The sequence below is a fragment of the uncultured Eubacterium sp. genome (genome assembly GCF_934295145.1).
Taxonomy (GTDB): Bacteria; Bacillota; Clostridia; order Lachnospirales; family Lachnospiraceae; genus Eubacterium_I.
This window is the reverse complement of sequence record NZ_CAKRAS010000019.1, coordinates 1-19989: the sequence shown is the minus strand read 5'-3', so window position 1 is coordinate 19989 and position 19989 is coordinate 1. Positions and strand designations below refer to the sequence as shown.

The 19989-nt window shown below is 34.3% G+C and carries 19 protein-coding genes; all 19 read left to right on the top strand.

Annotated elements, in window-relative coordinates; genetic code table 11:
- Positions 1-6 precede the first annotated feature (6 nt).
- The 19 genes from Q0I54_RS05480 to Q0I54_RS05390 all read left to right on the top strand — a co-directional run bounded on the left by Q0I54_RS05480 (position 7) and on the right by Q0I54_RS05390 (position 19918).
- Positions 7-699 carry a sugar transferase gene (locus tag Q0I54_RS05480; RefSeq protein WP_296117115.1) on the top strand — a complete coding sequence of 231 codons (693 nt, stop codon included), beginning with the start codon at positions 7-9 and terminating at the stop codon, positions 697-699.
- Entirely contained in the window at positions 692-1477 is a 786-nt protein-coding gene (locus Q0I54_RS05475) for a glycosyltransferase family 2 protein (protein WP_296117113.1), read from the top strand. Before Q0I54_RS05480 ends, Q0I54_RS05475 begins: the two co-directional genes overlap by 8 nt.
- A gap of 3 nt (positions 1478-1480) precedes the next feature.
- Positions 1481-2563: a glycosyltransferase gene (locus Q0I54_RS05470; protein WP_296117112.1), complete on the top strand. Its 1083-nt coding sequence runs from the start codon at positions 1481-1483 to the stop codon at positions 2561-2563.
- Positions 2564-2651: 88 nt separating this feature from the next.
- Positions 2652-3869, top strand: a complete 1218-nt coding sequence (locus tag Q0I54_RS05465) for an O-antigen ligase (RefSeq protein ID WP_296117111.1) — start codon at positions 2652-2654, stop codon at positions 3867-3869.
- Positions 3862-4848, top strand: a complete 987-nt coding sequence (locus Q0I54_RS05460; protein ID WP_296117110.1) for a glycosyltransferase — start codon at positions 3862-3864, stop codon at positions 4846-4848. The genes Q0I54_RS05465 and Q0I54_RS05460 overlap by 8 nt, the downstream gene beginning before the upstream one ends.
- Before the next feature lie 61 nt (positions 4849-4909).
- Positions 4910-5725: a glycosyltransferase family 32 protein gene (locus Q0I54_RS05455; protein WP_296117107.1), complete on the top strand. Its 816-nt coding sequence runs from the start codon at positions 4910-4912 to the stop codon at positions 5723-5725.
- A 99-nt stretch (positions 5726-5824) separates the two neighbouring features.
- A complete protein-coding gene (locus tag Q0I54_RS05450; protein WP_367270785.1) occupies positions 5825-6751 on the top strand; it encodes a hypothetical protein in 927 nt (308 codons plus the stop codon).
- A 6-nt stretch (positions 6752-6757) separates the two neighbouring features.
- Positions 6758-8218, top strand: coding sequence for a lipopolysaccharide biosynthesis protein (locus Q0I54_RS05445; RefSeq protein WP_296117102.1), 1461 nt, complete (start codon positions 6758-6760; stop codon positions 8216-8218).
- Between the two features lie 81 nt (positions 8219-8299).
- Positions 8300-9415, top strand: a complete 1116-nt coding sequence (locus Q0I54_RS05440; RefSeq protein ID WP_296117100.1) for a DegT/DnrJ/EryC1/StrS aminotransferase family protein — start codon at positions 8300-8302, stop codon at positions 9413-9415.
- A gap of 4 nt (positions 9416-9419) precedes the next feature.
- Positions 9420-10304 (top strand): glucose-1-phosphate thymidylyltransferase RfbA, encoded by an 885-nt coding sequence (gene rfbA / locus Q0I54_RS05435; RefSeq protein WP_296117098.1) that lies wholly within the window; start codon positions 9420-9422, stop codon positions 10302-10304.
- 17 nt (positions 10305-10321) lie between these two features.
- On the top strand, positions 10322-11158 hold the full coding sequence (locus Q0I54_RS05430; RefSeq protein ID WP_296117097.1) for a helix-turn-helix transcriptional regulator: 837 nt from the start codon (positions 10322-10324) through the stop codon (positions 11156-11158).
- Positions 11159-11264: 106 nt separating this feature from the next.
- The gene (locus tag Q0I54_RS05425) at positions 11265-12518 is read left to right on the top strand and encodes an acetyl-CoA carboxylase biotin carboxylase subunit family protein (protein ID WP_296117095.1); all 1254 of its coding nucleotides are present in this window, start codon (positions 11265-11267) and stop codon (positions 12516-12518) included.
- 18 nt (positions 12519-12536) lie between these two features.
- Positions 12537-13670 carry a tyramine oxidase subunit B gene (locus Q0I54_RS05420; protein WP_296117093.1) on the top strand — a complete coding sequence of 378 codons (1134 nt, stop codon included), beginning with the start codon at positions 12537-12539 and terminating at the stop codon, positions 13668-13670.
- Between the two features lie 14 nt (positions 13671-13684).
- A complete protein-coding gene (locus tag Q0I54_RS05415) occupies positions 13685-15097 on the top strand; it encodes an APC family permease (protein ID WP_296117092.1) in 1413 nt (470 codons plus the stop codon).
- Positions 15098-15351: 254 nt separating this feature from the next.
- Positions 15352-15927 (top strand): hypothetical protein, encoded by a 576-nt coding sequence (locus Q0I54_RS05410; protein WP_296117091.1) that lies wholly within the window; start codon positions 15352-15354, stop codon positions 15925-15927.
- A 295-nt stretch (positions 15928-16222) separates the two neighbouring features.
- Positions 16223-17179: a hypothetical protein gene (locus tag Q0I54_RS05405; protein WP_296117090.1), complete on the top strand. Its 957-nt coding sequence runs from the start codon at positions 16223-16225 to the stop codon at positions 17177-17179.
- Positions 17180-17282: 103 nt separating this feature from the next.
- A complete protein-coding gene (locus Q0I54_RS05400; protein ID WP_296117088.1) occupies positions 17283-18521 on the top strand; it encodes a nucleotide sugar dehydrogenase in 1239 nt (412 codons plus the stop codon).
- Between the two features lie 29 nt (positions 18522-18550).
- The gene (gene rfbB / locus Q0I54_RS05395; RefSeq protein ID WP_296117087.1) at positions 18551-19570 is read left to right on the top strand and encodes a dTDP-glucose 4,6-dehydratase; all 1020 of its coding nucleotides are present in this window, start codon (positions 18551-18553) and stop codon (positions 19568-19570) included.
- Positions 19571-19768: 198 nt separating this feature from the next.
- A complete protein-coding gene (locus Q0I54_RS05390; protein WP_296117086.1) occupies positions 19769-19918 on the top strand; it encodes a hypothetical protein in 150 nt (49 codons plus the stop codon).
- The last annotated feature ends 71 nt before the right edge of the window (positions 19919-19989 follow it).

Here is a 19989-nt window from a genome sequence, read left to right as displayed (position 1 = left end):
AAAGTTATGAGAAAGTGGGAAAACCTTCCGAAGTTTATGCAATGCGAGGAAGTGCGGGAATATTATGACATTCTGGCAAAAAAGAAGTTCAGCCTGCGCCTGAAACGGATCTTTGATGTGGTGGCTGCAACAATTGTCCTGATCATCACAGCTATTCCAATGCTGATCATTAGCATTAAGATCGCAACGGAATCCAAAGGCGGCGTGTTCTATCGTCAGGAGCGTGTGACGGCGTATGGAAAGAAATTCCGTATCCATAAGTTTCGGACAATGGTGGCAAATGCGGATCAGATTGGTTCTGCAGTTACCGTATCCGGTGACAGCCGCGTCACACCAACCGGAGCATTCCTTCGGAAATATCGTCTGGATGAACTACCGCAGGTGTTCGACGTGCTGAATGGTGACATGAGTTTTGTGGGAACCAGACCGGAAGTACCGAAGTATGTCAAAAAATATACGAAAGAGATGCGTGCAACACTGTTGCTTCCAGCAGGAATTACAAGTGAGGCAAGCATCCGATATAAAGATGAGGCTGAATTGCTGGATGCGGCCGAGGATGTGGATCAGGTGTATGTGAAAAAGGTATTGCCTGGAAAGATGAAATACAATCTGGAAAGTATTCGGAAGTTTAGTTTCATAGGTGAATTAGCAACAATGGTGAGAACTGTGTTAGCAGTTTTAGGGAAAGATTATGAGTAAAAAAAATATTGTAGATGGATTAGTTTCTATTATTATGCCGTCATGGAATACAGGAAAATTTATTGCTGAGTCAATACAATCAGTACTTGATCAGACCTATAAAAATTGGGAGCTTTTAATCGTAGATGATTGTTCCACTGATAACACTGATGAGGTAGTGGCTTCCTTTCATGACGAGAGAATCAAATACTTTAAAAATGAAAAAAACAGTGGTGCTGCATTGACAAGAAATAGAGCTATGCGTGAGGCAAAGGGTGAGTGGATTGCGTTTCTTGATTCTGATGATTTGTGGGCACCGAAGAAATTGGATCATCAAATTAAATTTATGAAAAAACATAATCTGGTGTTTTCATATCATGAATATGAAAAAATTGATGAGAAGTCCAAACCATTACATATTTATGTATCTGGTCCGCGGGTGGTTACAAAAAGAAAAATGTATAACTATGGATATCCAGGATGTCTGACATTTATGTATAGTGCAAAAGCCATGGGACTGATCCAGATAAAGGATATTAAGAAGAATAATGACTATGCTATCTTATTACAGCTTTGCAAAAAGGCAGATTGTTATTTGTTACGGGAAAATTTGGCAGAATATAGAATTCGTAAAAAATCAATTTCACATGATAAGTTGAGTAAGAAATTAAAGAGTCATTATGATTTGTTCCATTATTGTGATGAAAAGGCAGCACCAATTGCTTTTTGGTATGCGTGCTGGAATATGTTTTATGGTGTATTAAAAAAGAAAAATTATGAAAAATCATTTGAGGAATAATTTATGAGAATATGTTTTTTAGCTCCTGCGAGTAATTATCATACAAAGAAGTGGTGTAAGTGGTTTACTGAGCATGGTCATGAGGTTCATGTTGTCTCATTTATAAATGATGAAATTAATAATGTAGATGTGCATTTTATCGATACTGGAGCATCTGCTGATTCTAGTGATTCACAAAAATTAAAATATTTATTAAAGGCAAGAACAGTAAAGAAAGTTGTAGATGAAATAAATCCAGATATTGTAAATGTTCATTATGCTACAAGTTATGGTACAGTTGCTGCTCTTTCTGGGATAAAAAATTATGTGTTATCTGTGTGGGGAATGGACGTATACGATTTTCCGCAAAAAAGTCTTATACATAAAACAATGCTTAAGTTTAGCTTGTATCGGGCAAAAAGAATATTTTCGACAAGCAAAGCGATGGCAGAGGAAACCTCAAAATATACAAGTAAAAAAATCGAAGTTACACCGTTTGGCGTGGATATGGATCTATTTAATCCAGACAAAAGAAATAGACAAAATGAGAATGAATTTATAGTAGGTACAGTTAAAGCAATAACACCAAAATATGGTATTGATTATTTACTTAAAGCGGTTGCTTTGATTAAAAAAGAGCGTCCAGATATACCAATTAAACTTCGTATTGCCGGAAAAGGTGAGAAATTAGAAGAGTATAAAAATTTGGCAGCACAGCTTGGAATCGATAATTTGACAACTTGGCTTGGATTTATTTCACAAGAAGAAGCAGCAAAAGAGTGGGCTAATATGGACGTAGGGGTTATTGCATCGACTTTAGATTCCGAGTCATTTGGTGTTTCAGCTGTTGAAGCTGAGGCTTGTGAAACTGCTGTTATTATTTCTGATATTCCTGGACTTATGGAAGCAACTAAACCTTGTGTAAGTAGTAAAGTGATTCCGAGATGTAATGAGTATGCCTTAGCACATGCAATTATTGACCTGTTTGATGATGAGAATTTAAGAAAAAGAATGGGAAAAGCGGGGAGAGAATATGTTTTTTATAACTATGAGGTAAATCATTGTTTTTTACAAGTGGAGAAATTATTTAATAATTTTATAAGATAACAATATGTAAAAGTTTTATTTCGCATTATTTCAAAAAAGTAGTTGATAATAGGTAGATGTATAAAAGGATAAAAAAGGAGATGATAAGATGCAAAATTATGTACAAAGTGTTAATAAGAAAAAGGCAATTTTGTATGGGATGTCCTTTTTTTTCCTGATGAGAGTATTTACACCAGAGTTCATTAACGAAAATGCTATATTAAACTTGTTATATGTTTCTATATCTGAAATTTTAACTATATGGAATGTATTTAATTTTTGTTACAAAGTTGGACGGAAAGATCATTGTTATACTTCTCAAATTAGTTTGATAATAGTGGTAATAATATACTATCTATATATGCTGTTTATAACATTTTGTGAAGATGGAAATATTAGAAGAATGTTAATGATGGCGTATCCGACAATAGGATCATTATGTTTTTTACATAATCATGTAGAAAAAAGATTCAAAGAATTATTAGTTGGAATTAGTTGGATGTTTGAATTTTTTACCGTATTAAATTTTGTGGATATGGTTTTTGTAAGACATGCTTATAGAATGGATCAAGATACGTTTTTGGTTGGTGGAAAAAATCAAATGGCCATTTTTTTGGCGTTATCGCTTTGCTTTTATTTTGCCGATAAACTAAATGAGGAAAAACGAATTAAATTTTCGATTAGGGATTATATATTTATGTTGATAATTATTTGCTCAACGCTTTTTTCGAATTCAAGTACTTGTATAATAACAATGTTTATAGTTTTCACTATGCTTTTTGCGAGTGAGTTTAGAAAAAAAGGTTTAGTTATAAATATAAAGCTTATAACAATAGTATATATTATAGTATGGTTTATGCTAATTGTATTTAGAATGCAATATCTTGTTTCGCCATTAGTTCATAATGTTTTTCATAAGGATTTGACATTCTCTCACAGAACAATTATTTGGGATACCGCATTGCAAGAAATTTCAAAAAAGCCATTTGTTGGATATGGAATTACAGATTCGGGAGATGTATTTCATGTGCATCACGACTATACTGGCGGTAATAATAACGTGTGGGCAAATATGAGTGCACATAATGAAATATTACAATTATTGTATTATGGTGGAATAATTTTAGTGATTTTATTTTTTCTTATTTATTTGGTTGCATTAAATCTGAAAAAAGGAGAGCATTATAATAAAAAATTTTTTATATTTTTTTTAAGTATAATCGCTATTTTGATTAATTGGTTATCAGAAGTACCAGGTGAATATACAATGATTTTTGTATTGGCGATGTGTTATTATTCAAAGAGGATAAAGTGTAATTATGAGTGATGAATTAGGTGATTTAATTAGCGTGATTGTGCCTGTATTTAATGTTGAAAAATATTTAGTACAATGCTTAGAGTCTATTATTAATCAAACATATAAGAATTTAGAAATTATATTATGTGATGATGGGTCTTTTGATTCGAGTTCAGAAATTTGTGATAGATATAAAATACTAGACAATCGAGTACAGGTTATTCACAAAAAAAATGGTGGCTTATCGGATGCTAGAAATGCGGGGATTGATATTGCAAAAGGAAAATATCTAACTTTTGTTGATAGTGATGATTTTATTTTACCTAATATGATAGAACTGTTATATGATATATGCATTACATATCAAACCGATTTTGCGATGTGTCAATGTATGGAATGTAATGATGAGGATGATATAACATGTCTATGCTTAAATCCTAGCAAAAAAAATGTAGTAATATTTGAGAATATTAAGAAAATGGAAGCTTATCTTGTCACTAATAAAATAGAAACAACAGCATGGAAAAAATTATATAGGAAAAACCTTTTTGATGATTTAAGATTTCCCAAAGGAAAAATCCATGAGGATGCGTTTACAACATATTTATTAGTGGATAAGGCTAAGAGAATAGGGGTTACAAATGAGATTGGTTATGTTTACAGAAGAAATCCATTAAGTATTATGAATCGAGGGTTTTCATTAAAGCGATTAGACATAATTGAAGCGAAGAACAAACAACTAAAATTTATAAAAAATAAATATCCTAAGTTATATAAATATGGATGTACTGATTTGATTTATGCTTGTAATTTTTGTTTAAAAGAAATGGAATTAGGCGATTTTTATGATGAAAATATAGAAAAAATGATTCAAAAAACATATAGGCAATATTCTAAGTACTATTTAAAAGCACATAATGTCAGTTTTAAGGGAAAATTGTTTACATTATGTGCTTTTATTAAAACAAAATTTGCAAGAATGGTTTTAAAAGGTATAAATAAAAATTGAATCAAAAATATAAGGTATATATTTATTGATAAATGAAATAGATTATGAATGGGAGCGAAATATGACAAAAACAAGTAACATAGAAAAAAAAATGATGAAAGAAGATTGTATACCTAAAACTATTCATTATTGTTGGTTTGGTAAAGGTCCATTGCCTGAACTTGCACAGAAGTGTATAAATTCTTGGAAAAAATATTGCCCAGATTATAAAATTGTGGAGTGGAATGAGGATAACTTTGATTTAGAAATTAATGAATATGTGAAAGAAGCTTATAAAGCAAAAAAATGGGCGTTTGTTAGTGATGTAGCTCGATTATATGCACTAACTTATTATGGTGGAATATATATGGATACAGATGTAGAAGTTATAAAATCCTTGAATGATTTATTGGGGTATGAGGCAGTAGCTGGATTTGAAACAAAAAATCAAGTTTCAACAGGGTTAATGGCTTGCAAAAAAGGGCAAAAAACATATTGTGAATGTTTAGATGGGTATGAAAACATACATTTTATTAGAAGTGACGGAAGTATGGATTTAACAACAAATGTCACCAGAATGACAAATTTGTATACAAAATATGGATTAAAAAAAAATAATCTAAAGCAATGTATAAATGGAATCACAATATTTCCAAAAGATTTTTTTTCACCGAAAGATCTCGAAACAAAAGAAATTACTATCACAGACAATACGTATGTAATACATCATTTTGATGGCTCTTGGCATAGTGAAGAGGATCGATATGTTGACAAGTTGACTAAAAAAATAAAAGTTCCAGGGGGAAGTTATTTGGCTAAAATCATAGGAGTAATAAAATATAGGGGAATCAAATCAGCAATTATTGAAAGTATCGGATGGATAAAACGAGTTAGTTGACAGAAAGGATTAATGTGATGATTATCAAAAACATCATATAGAAAAAATATGTATTATGCACCAATATTAATTCCTACATTATGTAGATATGAGCATTTTGTGAGATGTATAGAAAGTTTAAGAAAAAATAGCTGGGCAAGATATACTGATGTATATATTGCATTGGATTATCCGACAAAAGAAGAACATACGGAAGGGTATGAAAAAATTTTAGATTATTTAAAAGGTGAATTTAAAGAATTTTCCAAGTTTATAGTTATTAGGCGGCCATATAATTATGGCGCTGCAAAGAATATGGTAGATCTGCGAACAGATATTTTGAAAAAGTATGATCGATTTATTCGTACAGATGATGATTGTGAGTTTTCACCAAATTTTATAGAATACATGGATATATGTCTAGAAAAATATAAAGATGATCCTAATGTGTTAGGGGTGACAGGTTATTCATATCCTGTGCAATGGAAAGTTTCAGAAGGATGTAATGCATTTAGGAATAGAGCCATTTTTCCTATGTGGGGAACTGGTTTTTGGAAAGATAAATTTTTGGAAATGCAAAATCAAATTCATGGAGGATGTATAAAAAGCGCATTTGTGAATGGAAAGATAAAGAGATGTAAGATGACAGATGCAAGATATATTGACGTTATGAATAATGTTTTGAAAAAAGATAATTTATTATATGATTTCTGCGATGTAGCATGTGGATGTTTTATTCAAATAAATAATAAATATGTCATTACGCCAGTTAAGTCATTGGTTAGAAATTATGGATTCGATGGAAGCGGTATATATTGCCAAAATACAATTAATTTAAAAGTAAGAAAGAAAAATGCTTCTGAATATGATTATAGAAAACAAGAAATTAGTGAAAATAGTAACTTTGAACTTAAAATAGATAGTCAAGATTATTATAAAGAAAATCGTGTCATTCTGAATGCATTTGATAAAAGGGAAAAAAGTATAATTCTCAAAGCAATTATAAAAAGTAAAATTTATAAGATTGGGTTAAAAGGAGAATTGTAAAGGTAGATGGAAAAGAAAATTGATAGAAATACGACTATAGGAAATTTTTTCTGGCGTTTTGCCGAAAGATGTGGAGCGCAGTTAGTACAGTTTATTGTTTCAATCATTTTAGCGAGATTGTTAGCACCAGAGGTGTACGGAACAATTGCACTTATTACTGTATTTACAACGATATTAAATGTATTTGTAGATAGCGGTATGGGAAATGCTTTAATTCAAAAAAAAGATGCGGATAATTTAGATTTTTCGACAGTGTTCTTTTTTAATGTGTGTGTGTGTGCAGTATTGTATGGAGTGATGTTTTTTGCGGCAACAGGAATTGCTAAATTTTACCATGATGTATCATTAATTCCTGTTATTAGGGTTTTAAGTCTGACTTTAGTTATTTCAGGAGTTAAAAATGTACAACAAGCATATGTTTCCAGAACAATGCAATTTAAAAGATTTTTTTTCTCGACACTGGGTGGAACAATTGGAGCTGCAATTATTGGCATTATTATGGCGTATAACGGTTTTGGTGTATGGGCGCTTGTTATGCAACAAATATTTAATGCAGCAGTTGATACGGCTATTTTATGGATTACGGTTAAGTGGAGACCTCAAAAGAGTTTTTCTTTTAAACGATTGAAGGCATTGCTTTCTTTTGGATGGAAACTATTAGTATCTGCATTATTAGATAATATATATACAAATATACGTCAGCTGATTATTGGAAGAATGTATTCAGCATCGGATTTAGCGTTTTATAATAGAGGAAAACAATTTCCAGATTTGTTAATTACAAATATTAATACATCTATCGATAGTGTTTTACTTCCAACAATGTCAAGGGAACAAGATGATTTAGTTCGACTAAAAGCGATGATGCGTAGAGCAATAAAAACAAGTACTTATATTATGGCACCATTAATGATGGGATTAGCATTTTGCGGTACACCACTTATACGATTCATTTTAACGGAAAAATGGTTGCCATGCGTACCGTTTATGCAAATTTTCTGCATCACAAGTATGTTTTACCCAATTCACACAGCTAATCTTAATGCCGTTAATGCAATGGGAAGAAGTGATATATTTTTAAAATTAGAAATAGCAAAAAAGACAGTAGGTATGGTGCTATTAATTTCTACGATGTGGTTTGGAGTTATGGCAATGGCATATAGTTTATTAGTGTCTAGTGTTTTGAATCAGATTATCAATAGCTGGCCAAACAAAAAATTATTAAACTATGGATATCTTGAACAATTAAAAGATATATTACCAGGAATTAGTCTTGCGGTTGTAATGGGAATTTGTGTGTATCTGGTGCAACGGATAGGATTACCGGATATATTAACATTATGTATTCAGGTTGTATTAGGAATAACTATTTATTTGGGAGGATCTAAATTATTTAAATTGGAATCATATGAATATTTGTTGGAAACAATAAAGCCATATATAAAAAACAAGCTATATCACAAGTAGGGGACATATGTAACGTATTGATTGTTCAATAAAATTAATCGTTTTGTTGAAATTGAATGGAAATAGAATTGAGAGTAGATTATGAATAATAGTATTTTAGTAACACGTTCATCCATGCCAGAATATCAGGAATACATAGATGAAATAAAAGAGATTTGGGATTCTCACTGGTTAACAAATATGGGAGTCAAACATAAAGAATTGCAAGCTGAATTAGTGAGTTATTTGAAAGTTCCATCCATTGACCTGCTTACGAACGGTCATATGGCTCTGGAACTTTCTTTGCAGGCATTACATCTTCCAAAAGGAAGCGAAGTGATTACTACACCGTTTACTTTTGCATCTACGACACATGCAATTGTTAGAAATGGTTTGGAACCGGTATTTTGTGATATAAACCCAGTGGATTTTACCATGGATGTTACAAAAATTGAGGCGTTGATCACTGATAAGACCAGTGCAATTATGCCGGTGCATGTATATGGCAATATTTGTGATGTAGAGGAAATTCAGAGAATCGCAGATAAATATGGACTGAAGGTAATATACGATGCAGCACACACATTTGGTGTTGAGTATAAAAAGAAGGGAATAGGTTCCTTTGGGGATGTTTCCTGCTTTAGTTTTCATGCTACAAAGGTATTTAATACAATTGAAGGAGGCGCAGCTTGCTTTGCAGATCAAGATTTTGGACTGGACTTATATCGTCTGAAAAATTTCGGCATTAGAGGACCAGAAACAGTAGATGGTGTTGGTGCAAATGCTAAGATGAATGAATTCTGTGCTGCAATGGGATTATGTAATCTACGCCATGTGGATGAAGAAATTGCAAAGCGAAAAGCTGTTGTAGAGAGATATATGGAACATTTGGATGGAGTAGATGGCTTACAGATGAATCCGATTCAAAAAGATGTAAAACCAAACTATGCATATTTCCCGGTGATTTTTGAGGAAAATGTATTTGGCGCTACCCGAAATGAAGTGATGGAAGCATTGGCGGAGCAGGGAATTGGATCCAGAAAATATTTTTATCCATTAACAAATACATTTGATTGTTTCCATGGAAAGTATGATCCGAGTCAGACACCAGTTGCTTTACATTTGAGCAAGCGAGTGCTGACGTTGCCGTTATATGCAGATTTGTCCTTAGAAGATGTTAACCGGATTTGTAAAATTATTTTGAATTGTAAGAGGTAGAATTATGAGAGGAATTATTCTTGCAGGGGGATCTGGGACCAGATTATATCCATTAACAAGAGTTATATCAAAACAATTATTACCAGTATACGATAAACCAATGATATATTATCCATTAACTACATTGATGATGGCAAATATTAGAGATATTCTCATTATCTCGACACCGGAGGACACACCACGTTTTAAATCACTATTAGGTGATGGCCATCAATTTGGTATTAAACTTTCCTACGCTGTACAACCAAAGCCTGAGGGATTAGCACAAGCATTTATTATTGGTGAAAAATTTATTGGTAATGATGCATGTGCAATGATTCTTGGAGATAATATTTTCTATGGGAATGGTCTTGGAAATATGCTAAAAAATGCAGCTAAAAGAGCAGAAGCAGGGAGAGCATCTGTATTTGGCTTTTATGTTAATGATCCAGAACGTTTTGGGGTAGTTGAATTTGATAAAGATTATAAAGTACTTTCCCTGGAGGAAAAACCGATTAATCCTAAAAGTAATTATGCGGTAACAGGTCTTTATTTTTATCCTAGCAATGTAAGTGAAATGGCAAAACATGTTTTGCCAAGTGCACGAGGAGAATTAGAAATTACATCACTTAATCAAATGTATTTAGAAAAAAATTTATTGGATTGTGACATTATGGGACGAGGATTTTCTTGGCTTGATACAGGAACAATGGATAGTTTAATGCAAGCTGCTGGTTTCATTCAGACAATTCAGAATATGCAAGGAATTATTGTAGCATCACCAGAAGAAATTGCATATAGATATAACATGATTAGCAAGGAACAATTATTAAATTCAGCTGAAAAGTATGGAAAAAGTCCATATGGTAAACATTTGAAGAAGGTTGCTGATGGAAAAATGCCGAGATAGCAGGAGTTTGAGGGAGCATGGATTTAAATAATACAGGCAAGACAATAGCTAAATTAAGAAGATCTGCTGGATTTACACAAGCTTCTCTGGCTGAAAAATTGGGTATTAGTGATAAGGCTATATCAAAATGGGAAAGAGGAATTACCTTTCCGGATACATCATTACTAAATCAATTATGTATTTTATTGGATACAGATATTGAAAGCATAATGTATGGTCATGAACAGACAAGTCAATGGATCGGTGTATTAGTGCTAAATGATATTATTCCAGCGGAAACTATTATTTATAATAAAAAGATGATTGAATATTTAATATCACAATTTTTACTTGTTGGAATAAAGGATATTGAGATAATAGGAAAATGTAAGCCAATACAAGTTGAAGGTATTAATATTACAATTAGTTCAGAGCTAAACCACAAGTTTACAAAGAGTGTATTTATTATTTATGGAAATCAGTTTATATATGGACCTAATCTGACAAAGTATTTTTTGAGGGCTATGTCGCGGGATACAGTTACTGTGATAGCTGCAATGAAAGCTAAGGGTGAGTATCCATTGCTGGTTGATAGTGATAAGAAAGGTATATTATCTAAAGGTAATATATCTAAATATTATGCATTGCCATATATATTTGATTCACATAACAAAGAGATAGATTCTTTTGAAGAGATAATTCAACAAAAGGTAAATGTTGAAACGATGGTCAGGGGAATGGTTTGCTTTAATTTGGATAGTTACGAAATGGTTTATCAAATGGCGGGGTTTATCAAAATGATGGAAGAAAATACAGGAGAGAAGATTGCAGATATTGCAGATATTATTGCAAGAAGAAGGATAAATATAAACTAGTAGTTGGTTTAAACAGAGTAATTAGATTTATATAATATAAAGCGATGATATTTAGAACTGAATAACACATATAGATAAAAAGCAAAGATAGAACAGAAGGTGGAGTATGAAGAAAATACTTGTTTTAGGCAGTGCATCTGTACATGTAAAATTAATAAAAGCAGCTCAGGAAATGGGAATATATACAATTACTACAGATAATGTTTCATATGAAGATTCACCAGGAAAAAAGGTTGCTGATGAGTATTGGAATTTGAATATTTATGATGTTGATGGCATTGTAAAAAAGGCAAAAGAAAAGGGAATTGATGGTGTTATAAGTGGGTGGCTTGATCCATGTCAGCGCCCGTATTTTCAAATCTGCAGAGAATTGAATTTACCATGTTATGGCAATGAGGAACAATTCTTTAAAATGACGGATAAGCATGCTTTTAAGAAAATGTGTAAGGAAAACGGTGTTGATACAATTGATGAATTTAGTGAAGAGGATATAAAAGGTGGAAATGTGGAATTCCCAGTATTTGTAAAACCTGTTGATAGTAGAGGGTCAAGAGGACAGGCTGTTTGCTATACAATGGAAGAGTTGATTTCGGCAATGGAATTTGCAAAGTTGGAGTCTTCAAATGGGGATATTTTAGTTGAAAAATATATCAGGGGAAGTCAAGAATTTCATGTAACATACTTTTTTGTGGATGGAGAGCCATATTTACTTAGAACAAGTGATAATTATTGTGGTTCTGAAGATATGCATATGGAAAAAGTTGTTTCATGTGCGGTAATGCCTTCTAGATATACAGATCGATACATAGAAACAGCACACGCTAATGTAGTAAAGATGTTCAAAAAACTCGGGATAAAAAATGGTCCAATTTTTATGCAAGGTTTTGAAGATAATGGGGTTTTCAGATTCTTTGATCCGGGCTTGAGATTCCCAGGTGTAGATTATGAATTAGTATTTAAAAAAGTATTCAATGTAGATTTAATGAAAGCAATGATTCAAATTGCGTTATCTGGAGAAACAGATATCGTGATACCAAAAGATGCAGCTTTTATTAATGGGTTTAGAGCATCTGTTTTATATTTGACAATTCGTGCCTGTACAATTGCATATTTAGGTGGCGAGGCGGAAGTAAATACTAATGATTATGTTATTTCTTATTTGCCGAGGTGCAAAGAAGGTGAAGAAATTGTCTGGGCATATAATGTAAACCAAAGATTGGGAGAAGTTGATTTATTGTGTCCGAATACAGAAGAATTGATAAATACGATAAATTTTGTTAACTCGACACTTATTGCCAAGGATACAAATGGTGAGGATGCTATTTTTGCAAGATTTGATACAGATAGAATTGATAGATAGTGATTGGAGAGGAAAATAATGAGTAGCAATGTAGAATTTATTTATTTGAATGAGCAGGATATGATTCAGGCTGGCGTTAAGAATATGGAAAAATGTATTGATTCCATTGAAGACATGTTTGTTCTTTTACATAGAGGCGATTACAGAATGGGTGGTGAAAATGCTAATGAACATGGCATACGTGTTTCATTCCCAAAAACAACAACTATTAAGGGAATGCCAACACACAAACCAGATTTTAGATTTATGGCAATGCCAGCATATTTGGGTGGAAGATTTAAAATGTTTGGAATTAAGAGTTATGGATCAAACCCTGATAATGCACAGAAAGGATTGCCAAGATCTATTCTTATGATGCAGTTAATGGATGCAACAACAGGAGCTCCTTTAGCATATATGTCAGCAAATATTCTTAGTGCAATGAGAACAGGAGCAACAACAGGTGTTGGAGTACGGCATCTTACCGTAAAAAATCCGAAAACAGTAGCAATTATTGGACCAGGAACAATGAGTCGCTATACGATGAAGGCATTTATATCAGCACAACCGACGATTGATACTGTAAGAATCAAAGGTAGGAGTCAAAGAGGAATAGATTCTTTTGTGGCTTATTGTAAAGATAATTTCCCAAATATTAAAGAGTATATTGTGTGTGATGATTTAGCAGATGTATGTCAGAATGCAGATATTGTATTTTATGGTACTACTAATGCAGCAAATTATGAAGATAATCCAACAGTAAAAAAAGAATGGCTCAAAAAAGGTGCATTAGTAATTGCTGCATCTGCATTATTAGTTGATGCCGAGTTTTTGGCAGATAAAGATGTAAAACTTATATCTGATAATTATGCAATGTATGATGGATGGGGCAGCGGACAACCACTTCCTACACAGAAGAATGTATCTACACTTTTGGGAATGGGATTCTACGATGCTGTAACAGAAGGCAAAATTTCTAGAGAGTCAATTACTGAGATTGGCGAAATCCTTTCAGGAGAAAAAAGTGGAAGAGATAGTGATGAACAAATTATTCTTTATGCTGTTGGAGGAATGCCTATTGAAGACGTTGCATGGGGATATGATGTTTATAAGAATGCACTAAAAAATGGGATTGGCACTAAATTGAAAGTTTGGGATACACCAGCTCTTTAATGAAAGGTTTGTAGATGAAAACAAAGACGAATGAAGATGGTCTGAAGAAGGTATTAAATACAAGTGATGTTCTTGTTGTTGCTTTTGGAGCGATGATTGGATGGGGATGGGTAGTTTCATCTGGCGGATGGATACAAAGTGCAGGTACAGTGGGAACAATGGTTGCATTCCTAATCGGTGGAATAATGATATACTTTGTTGGATTAGTATATGCAGAGCTTACGACTGCTATGCCAGAAAGCGGTGGAGCAAAAGTATTTAGCCAGAGAGCATTTGGACCAATAGGGTCATTCATCTGTACATGGGCAGTTGTACTGAGTTATATTGGAGTGGTATGCTTTGAAGCATGTTCGCTCCCTACAATCATTCAATATATTTTCCCTGATTTTTTAAAGGGATATCTATATACGGTTTGTGGATTTGATATATATTTAAGTTGGTTAATGGTGGCAATATTTTTTTCCATTCTAATTACCTGGATAAATATAAAAGGTGTCAAAGCAGCAGCAGTTTTGCAAAAAGTTCTTACAATCGCAATTGCTGGAGTTGGCATAGTTCTTATTGTTATGTCTGCTTTAAAGGGTGAACCATCAAATTTGCGTGGACAAATGTTTGTGGGGGCGGATATGAGAAGTATTATTGGAAGTATTTTGTCTGTAGCAATGGTTGCACCTTTCTTTTTATTCGGTTTTGATGTTATTCCTCAGGCAGCAGAAGAAATTAATGTTCCCTTAAAAAAACTTGGAAAGCTCTTAGTTTTTTCTATTGCCCTGGCAGTAGCATTTTATGGGTTGGTTGTACTGGCAGTTGGATATGCAATGAATGTATCTGAAATTGCTGATTCAGTTGATGGAAGTGGACTTGTAACTGCCGATGCAATGAAAAAAGTTTTTAACAGTGAAGTGATGGCAAAAGTGCTTATACTGGGTGGTATGTGCGGAATTGTGACGAGCTGGAATTCCTTTATGCTTGGTGGAAGCCGAGCTTTAATGGCTATGGCTGATTCATGTATGATTCCTCATGTTTTTTCGAAAACACATCCTAAATATAAAACACCGTATCTTTCTTTAATACTTATTGGAGTGTTGTCAATTATATCAGTTTTCTTTGGTCGAGAAATGTTGATTTGGATTTCTAATAGTGCAAGTTTTGCATGTTGTTTAACATATTGTATTGTTTCGATGGCTTTTGTAAAATTAAGAAAGACTGAACCAAATTTAAAACGTCCGTATAAAGTAAAAAATTATAAATTTATTGGTTTTATGGCTGTTATTATGTCTGGAGTTATGTGTGTGATGTATTTAATTCCTGGAACGGGATGTACATTATCTCCCCAAGAATTTGTTATAGCAGGAGGTTGGGCTTTACTGGGATGCATATTTGCATTTTTGTGTAAACAAAGATATAAGGATAGCTTTGGTAAATAAAATCAATGTTTAATTATAAATAAAAGTGCAAATAGTAAATAGTAATTTTAATGAGCATCTGTCTTTTAAACACAGTGCTAGAAGGCAGATGCATTAGTATATTATGATTTTATTTGAGTTTCAGAGTAGCTGGGGTTGAAATAAAATTATAATAAACAATAAAAGATAAATATAGTACAATACAAATCAAGGATAATGAAGTATAATAACGTATATAGTAGTTTGGTTAAAATGACGAAAGATGTATGATTTTTATGGAAAAGGAATTAATATGCATATTATTGATTTTTAATAGGATTGGTCATTTTTTTGAAAATGTAAGTGGAATTGCCAATTTTTGTACAATATTGTTGTTCGTTATTTTTGTTATTGGAAAAATATGGATTTTATTTAGGAACAGAAATTTGTATGATGAGAATTTTGAATATCGGATGATTGAGGCTTCAGATGAATTTAATCGTGAGTTTGTTTTAGAGGTAGATGCGCAGGAGGTAATAAAAATATCTTCTCCGGATGGAATATATGATATAAAGATTAGACATATTTTGGAACGAGATGAGAAAACGGGAAACATAGCAAAATCCCAATTGATTTCAAAAAGTCGGGAAGATAATATTCAACATCCGCTGAGGTTGAATAAAAACGAGGATATTTATATCAGAACAGATTTGCCAGGTGGTATGCCAAAGTATCAGATTGAAATTACCAAGTACGATTATACAAAAATTACAGCGGAGCTTTGTGTGAATGGAAAAGTGGGAGGGTTCACATTGGTTAATCAGAAGATAAAGCGAGGATTTCGAAGTTGGCTCTATTATCTTTGCCAGTAGATAAAGATATGACATTATTAAACATAAAAAATAGTTGATGAATACACCATCAGATGCTACACTCAGTGTAAGCATTAATATTCTTCAATTCATATTTGGCACAAGCCGATCTGTATTCTAATATATTCGACAGAATTTCTTAATGCTTGAATTTCAGGAAACAAGTAAAGATAAGCAGAAGGAATTTTGCGATGGAGTTGTAAGTATTTGCAGGCAGTGAATAATATATATTATTTTTGCAGAATACAGCCAGTCAGACAAGTGTTCTTTCTGCTTACACGGAGGAGGACAATGGATGGCAAAAGCGACAGAGTTGACAAAAACTGAAGGAATCACAACGGAATACATTCAGGAGATTATGAAAGATATTCTGAAGATACTTGGTGAACCAAGCCGGGAGTACAAGGACCGGGTATTTCGGATGCTTTTGAATGATCCGGTTGTGGCATTGAAAGTATACAATGCCATGAATGATTCGGAATATGATAATCCGAATGATCTGAAAATTACGACGCTGGAGAATGCAACATACATGGGGATGCGAAATGATGTATCGTTTGTAATCGCATCACAGTTATTATTGTATGAGCATCAGTCAACGGTGAATAAAAATATGCCGTTGCGAAATCTGATTTATGTAACCTGTGTATATGCGGTGTTGGTCAAAGATGATAACTTGTATGGCAGGAAGATGATTGAACTTCCGGAACCGAAGTTTGTAGTGTTTTATAACGGAACAGAGAATCTTCCGGACGTGTCAGAGCAGCGTTTATCAGATGCCTATCAGATACATACGGGCGAGCCGGATCTGGAACTGAAGATTACAGTGTTGAATATCAATGAAGGGCACAATCAGGAACTGGCAGCAAAGAGTCCGACTTTGCATCAGTATATGATTTTTGTAGATACGATTCGGAAGTATCAGGAGTATATGGATTTTGATGCTGCGATGGAGCTGGCCGTGAATGAATGTATTAAAAATGGCATTTTAGCAGATTTTTTGAAGCGCAACAAAGCGGAGGTGTTGAAAATGAGTATTTTTGAGTATGATCAGGAAGAACATCTGAGGATGGAGAGAGAAGAGTCGGAGGCGATTGGCAGGGAGATTGGACGCAAAGAAGAAAAACAGGCCACATCTTTACGGTTAGCAAATATGGGATTGTCTCTTGAAAATATTGCAGAAGCAGTAAAAGTAAGTGTGGACACAGTTGCACAATGGTTAAGCATAGAAGGAATATCAGTAAAGCAGTAGTTTAAAATTGAAATTTACAGGAATGAGAGCCAGAATGAGGAATTTCCTCAAGAGGCTCTTATTTTTGTGCATATAAATAAAATGGTAAAGGAAGTAATAGAGTATGAAAATTGCAGTAGCAGGAACAGGATATGTAGGTTTGTCAATTGCAACGCTATTATCTCAGCATCATGAGGTTATGGCAGTCGATATTATCCCGGAGAAGGTGGAACTGATTAATCAGAAGAAGTCACCGATCCAGGATGATTATATTGAAAAATATCTGGCTGAGAAGGAACTGAATCTGACAGCTACGCTGGATGCGGAAGCAGCATACAAAGACGCAGATTATGTGGTCATCGCAGCACCGACGAATTATGACAGCAAGAAGAATTTTTTTGATACATCAGCAGTGGAAGCAGTAATTGAGCTTGTAATCAAATATAATCCGGATGCGATCATGGTGATCAAGTCCACAATCCCGGTTGGTTATACTGCCAGTGTGCGTGAGAAATATCATTGTGACAATATTATTTTCAGCCCGGAATTTTTACGGGAATCCAAAGCATTGTATGATAATCTGTATCCGTCCAGAATTATTGTCGGTACAGATGTGGAGAATGCGAGACTGGTGAAAGCTGCCAATACATTTGCAGGATTGCTGCAGGAAGGCGCCATCAAAGAGGATATCGATACCCTGATCATGGGATTTACAGAAGCAGAGGCCGTGAAGTTATTTGCCAATACGTATTTGGCACTTCGGGTCTCTTATTTTAATGAGCTTGATACTTATGCGGAGATGAAAGGCCTGAATACACAGCAGATCATCGACGGTGTGTGTCTGGATCCGCGTATCGGTTCTCATTACAATAATCCATCCTTTGGATATGGTGGATATTGCCTGCCGAAAGATACGAAACAGTTGCTGGCAAATTATGCGGATGTACCGCAGAATATGATGTCTGCCATTGTTGAGTCCAATAGAACCCGTAAGGATTTTATTGCAGACCGTGTATTACAGATGGCCGGATATTATGCGTATGAGGATGAAAATAATTACGATGCTTCTATGGAAAAAGAGGTTGTGATCGGTGTGTATCGTCTGACGATGAAATCTAATTCTGATAATTTCCGTCAGTCTTCCATTCAGGGCGTTATGAAGCGGATCAAAGCAAAAGGCGCAACGGTTGTTATTTATGAGCCAACATTAGAGGAGGGTTCCACATTTTTCGGAAGTAAAGTGGTAAATGATATGGTAAAATTCAAAGAGATGAGCCAGGCCATCATTGCAAACAGATATGACAGCTGTCTGGATGATGTCAGAGAGAAAGTTTACACAAGAGATCTGTTCCAGAGAGACTAAATCAAGTTGTGATGCAGGAGGAATATAAAATGACCATTATTGTAACCGGCGGAGCCGGATTTATTGGAAGTAACTTTGTGTTTCATATGTTAAATAATTATCCGGATTACAGAATCATCTGCCTGGATAAACTGACTTATGCGGGAAATTTGTCCACACTGGCACCGGTGATGGAGAATCCGAATTTCCGTTTTGTAAAGGCTGACATTTGCGACAGAGATGCTGTTTACCAGTTATTTGAGGAAGAGCATCCGGACATGGTTGTAAATTTTGCAGCAGAGAGCCACGTAGACCGTTCCATCGAGAACCCGGGTATTTTTCTTGAGACAAATATCATGGGAACTTCCGTATTGATGGATGCCTGCAGAAAATATGGCATCAAACGTTATCATCAGGTTTCTACTGATGAAGTGTATGGCGATCTGCCGTTAGACCGCCCGGATCTGTTTTTTACAGAGGAGACTCCGATCCATACAAGTTCTCCGTATTCTTCTTCCAAGGCAGCAGCAGATTTGCTTGTACTTGCATACTACAGAACTTATGGTCTGCCGGTTTCTATCAGCCGCTGCTCCAATAACTACGGACCGTATCATTTCCCGGAGAAACTGATTCCGCTGATGATCGCCAATGCGCTGGCTGATAAACCGTTGCCGGTATATGGTGAGGGCCTGAATGTGCGTGACTGGCTGTATGTGGAGGATCACTGTAAGGCTATTGATCTGATCATTCATAACGGACGTGTTGGTGAGGTCTATAATGTCGGTGGACACAATGAGAAGAAGAATATCGACATTGTAAAGATTATCTGCAAGGAGCTTGGCAAGCCGGAGAGCCTGATCACACATGTGACAGATCGTAAAGGTCACGATATGCGTTATGCGATCGATCCGACCAAGATTCATAATGAGCTTGGCTGGCTTCCGGAGACAAAGTTTGAGGATGGTATTAAGAAGACCATTCAGTGGTATCTGGATAACCGTGAGTGGTGGGAGACTATCATCAGTGGTGAGTATCAGAATTATTATGAGAAGATGTATGGCAATCGTTAGGATTGTTGTGGTGGAAGGCCGTCTCGGGAGAGGCGGTCTTTTTCTTTAGAACAACCCAACTAAAAACGACAGAATAAAGAAAAATATGCTTTTTATGATATAAAGTGACGGTAGTATATCAATATGTTATCATTAGTTTATAAAAGTGAAGACATGAAGAGTGCTATTTCTTATTTTCAAGAAAGAAGGTAGTAAAGAATGTTAAGATTTTCAAAAGAGTGTGACAGATTTGCATTTGAGATTGATGAACTCTTGGCTAAGAAAGATTTTGATGGGCTAACTTCATATCTTTCAAGTTTGAAAGCTTTTGCAAAGGAACATGATACGCAAGAATATGCCCCTATTTGAATATTCTTGTGCGATGAAATCGCACTTCCGGAAATTTGGGAATCAGATGTCCGGAAGTGGAAATCACCTAT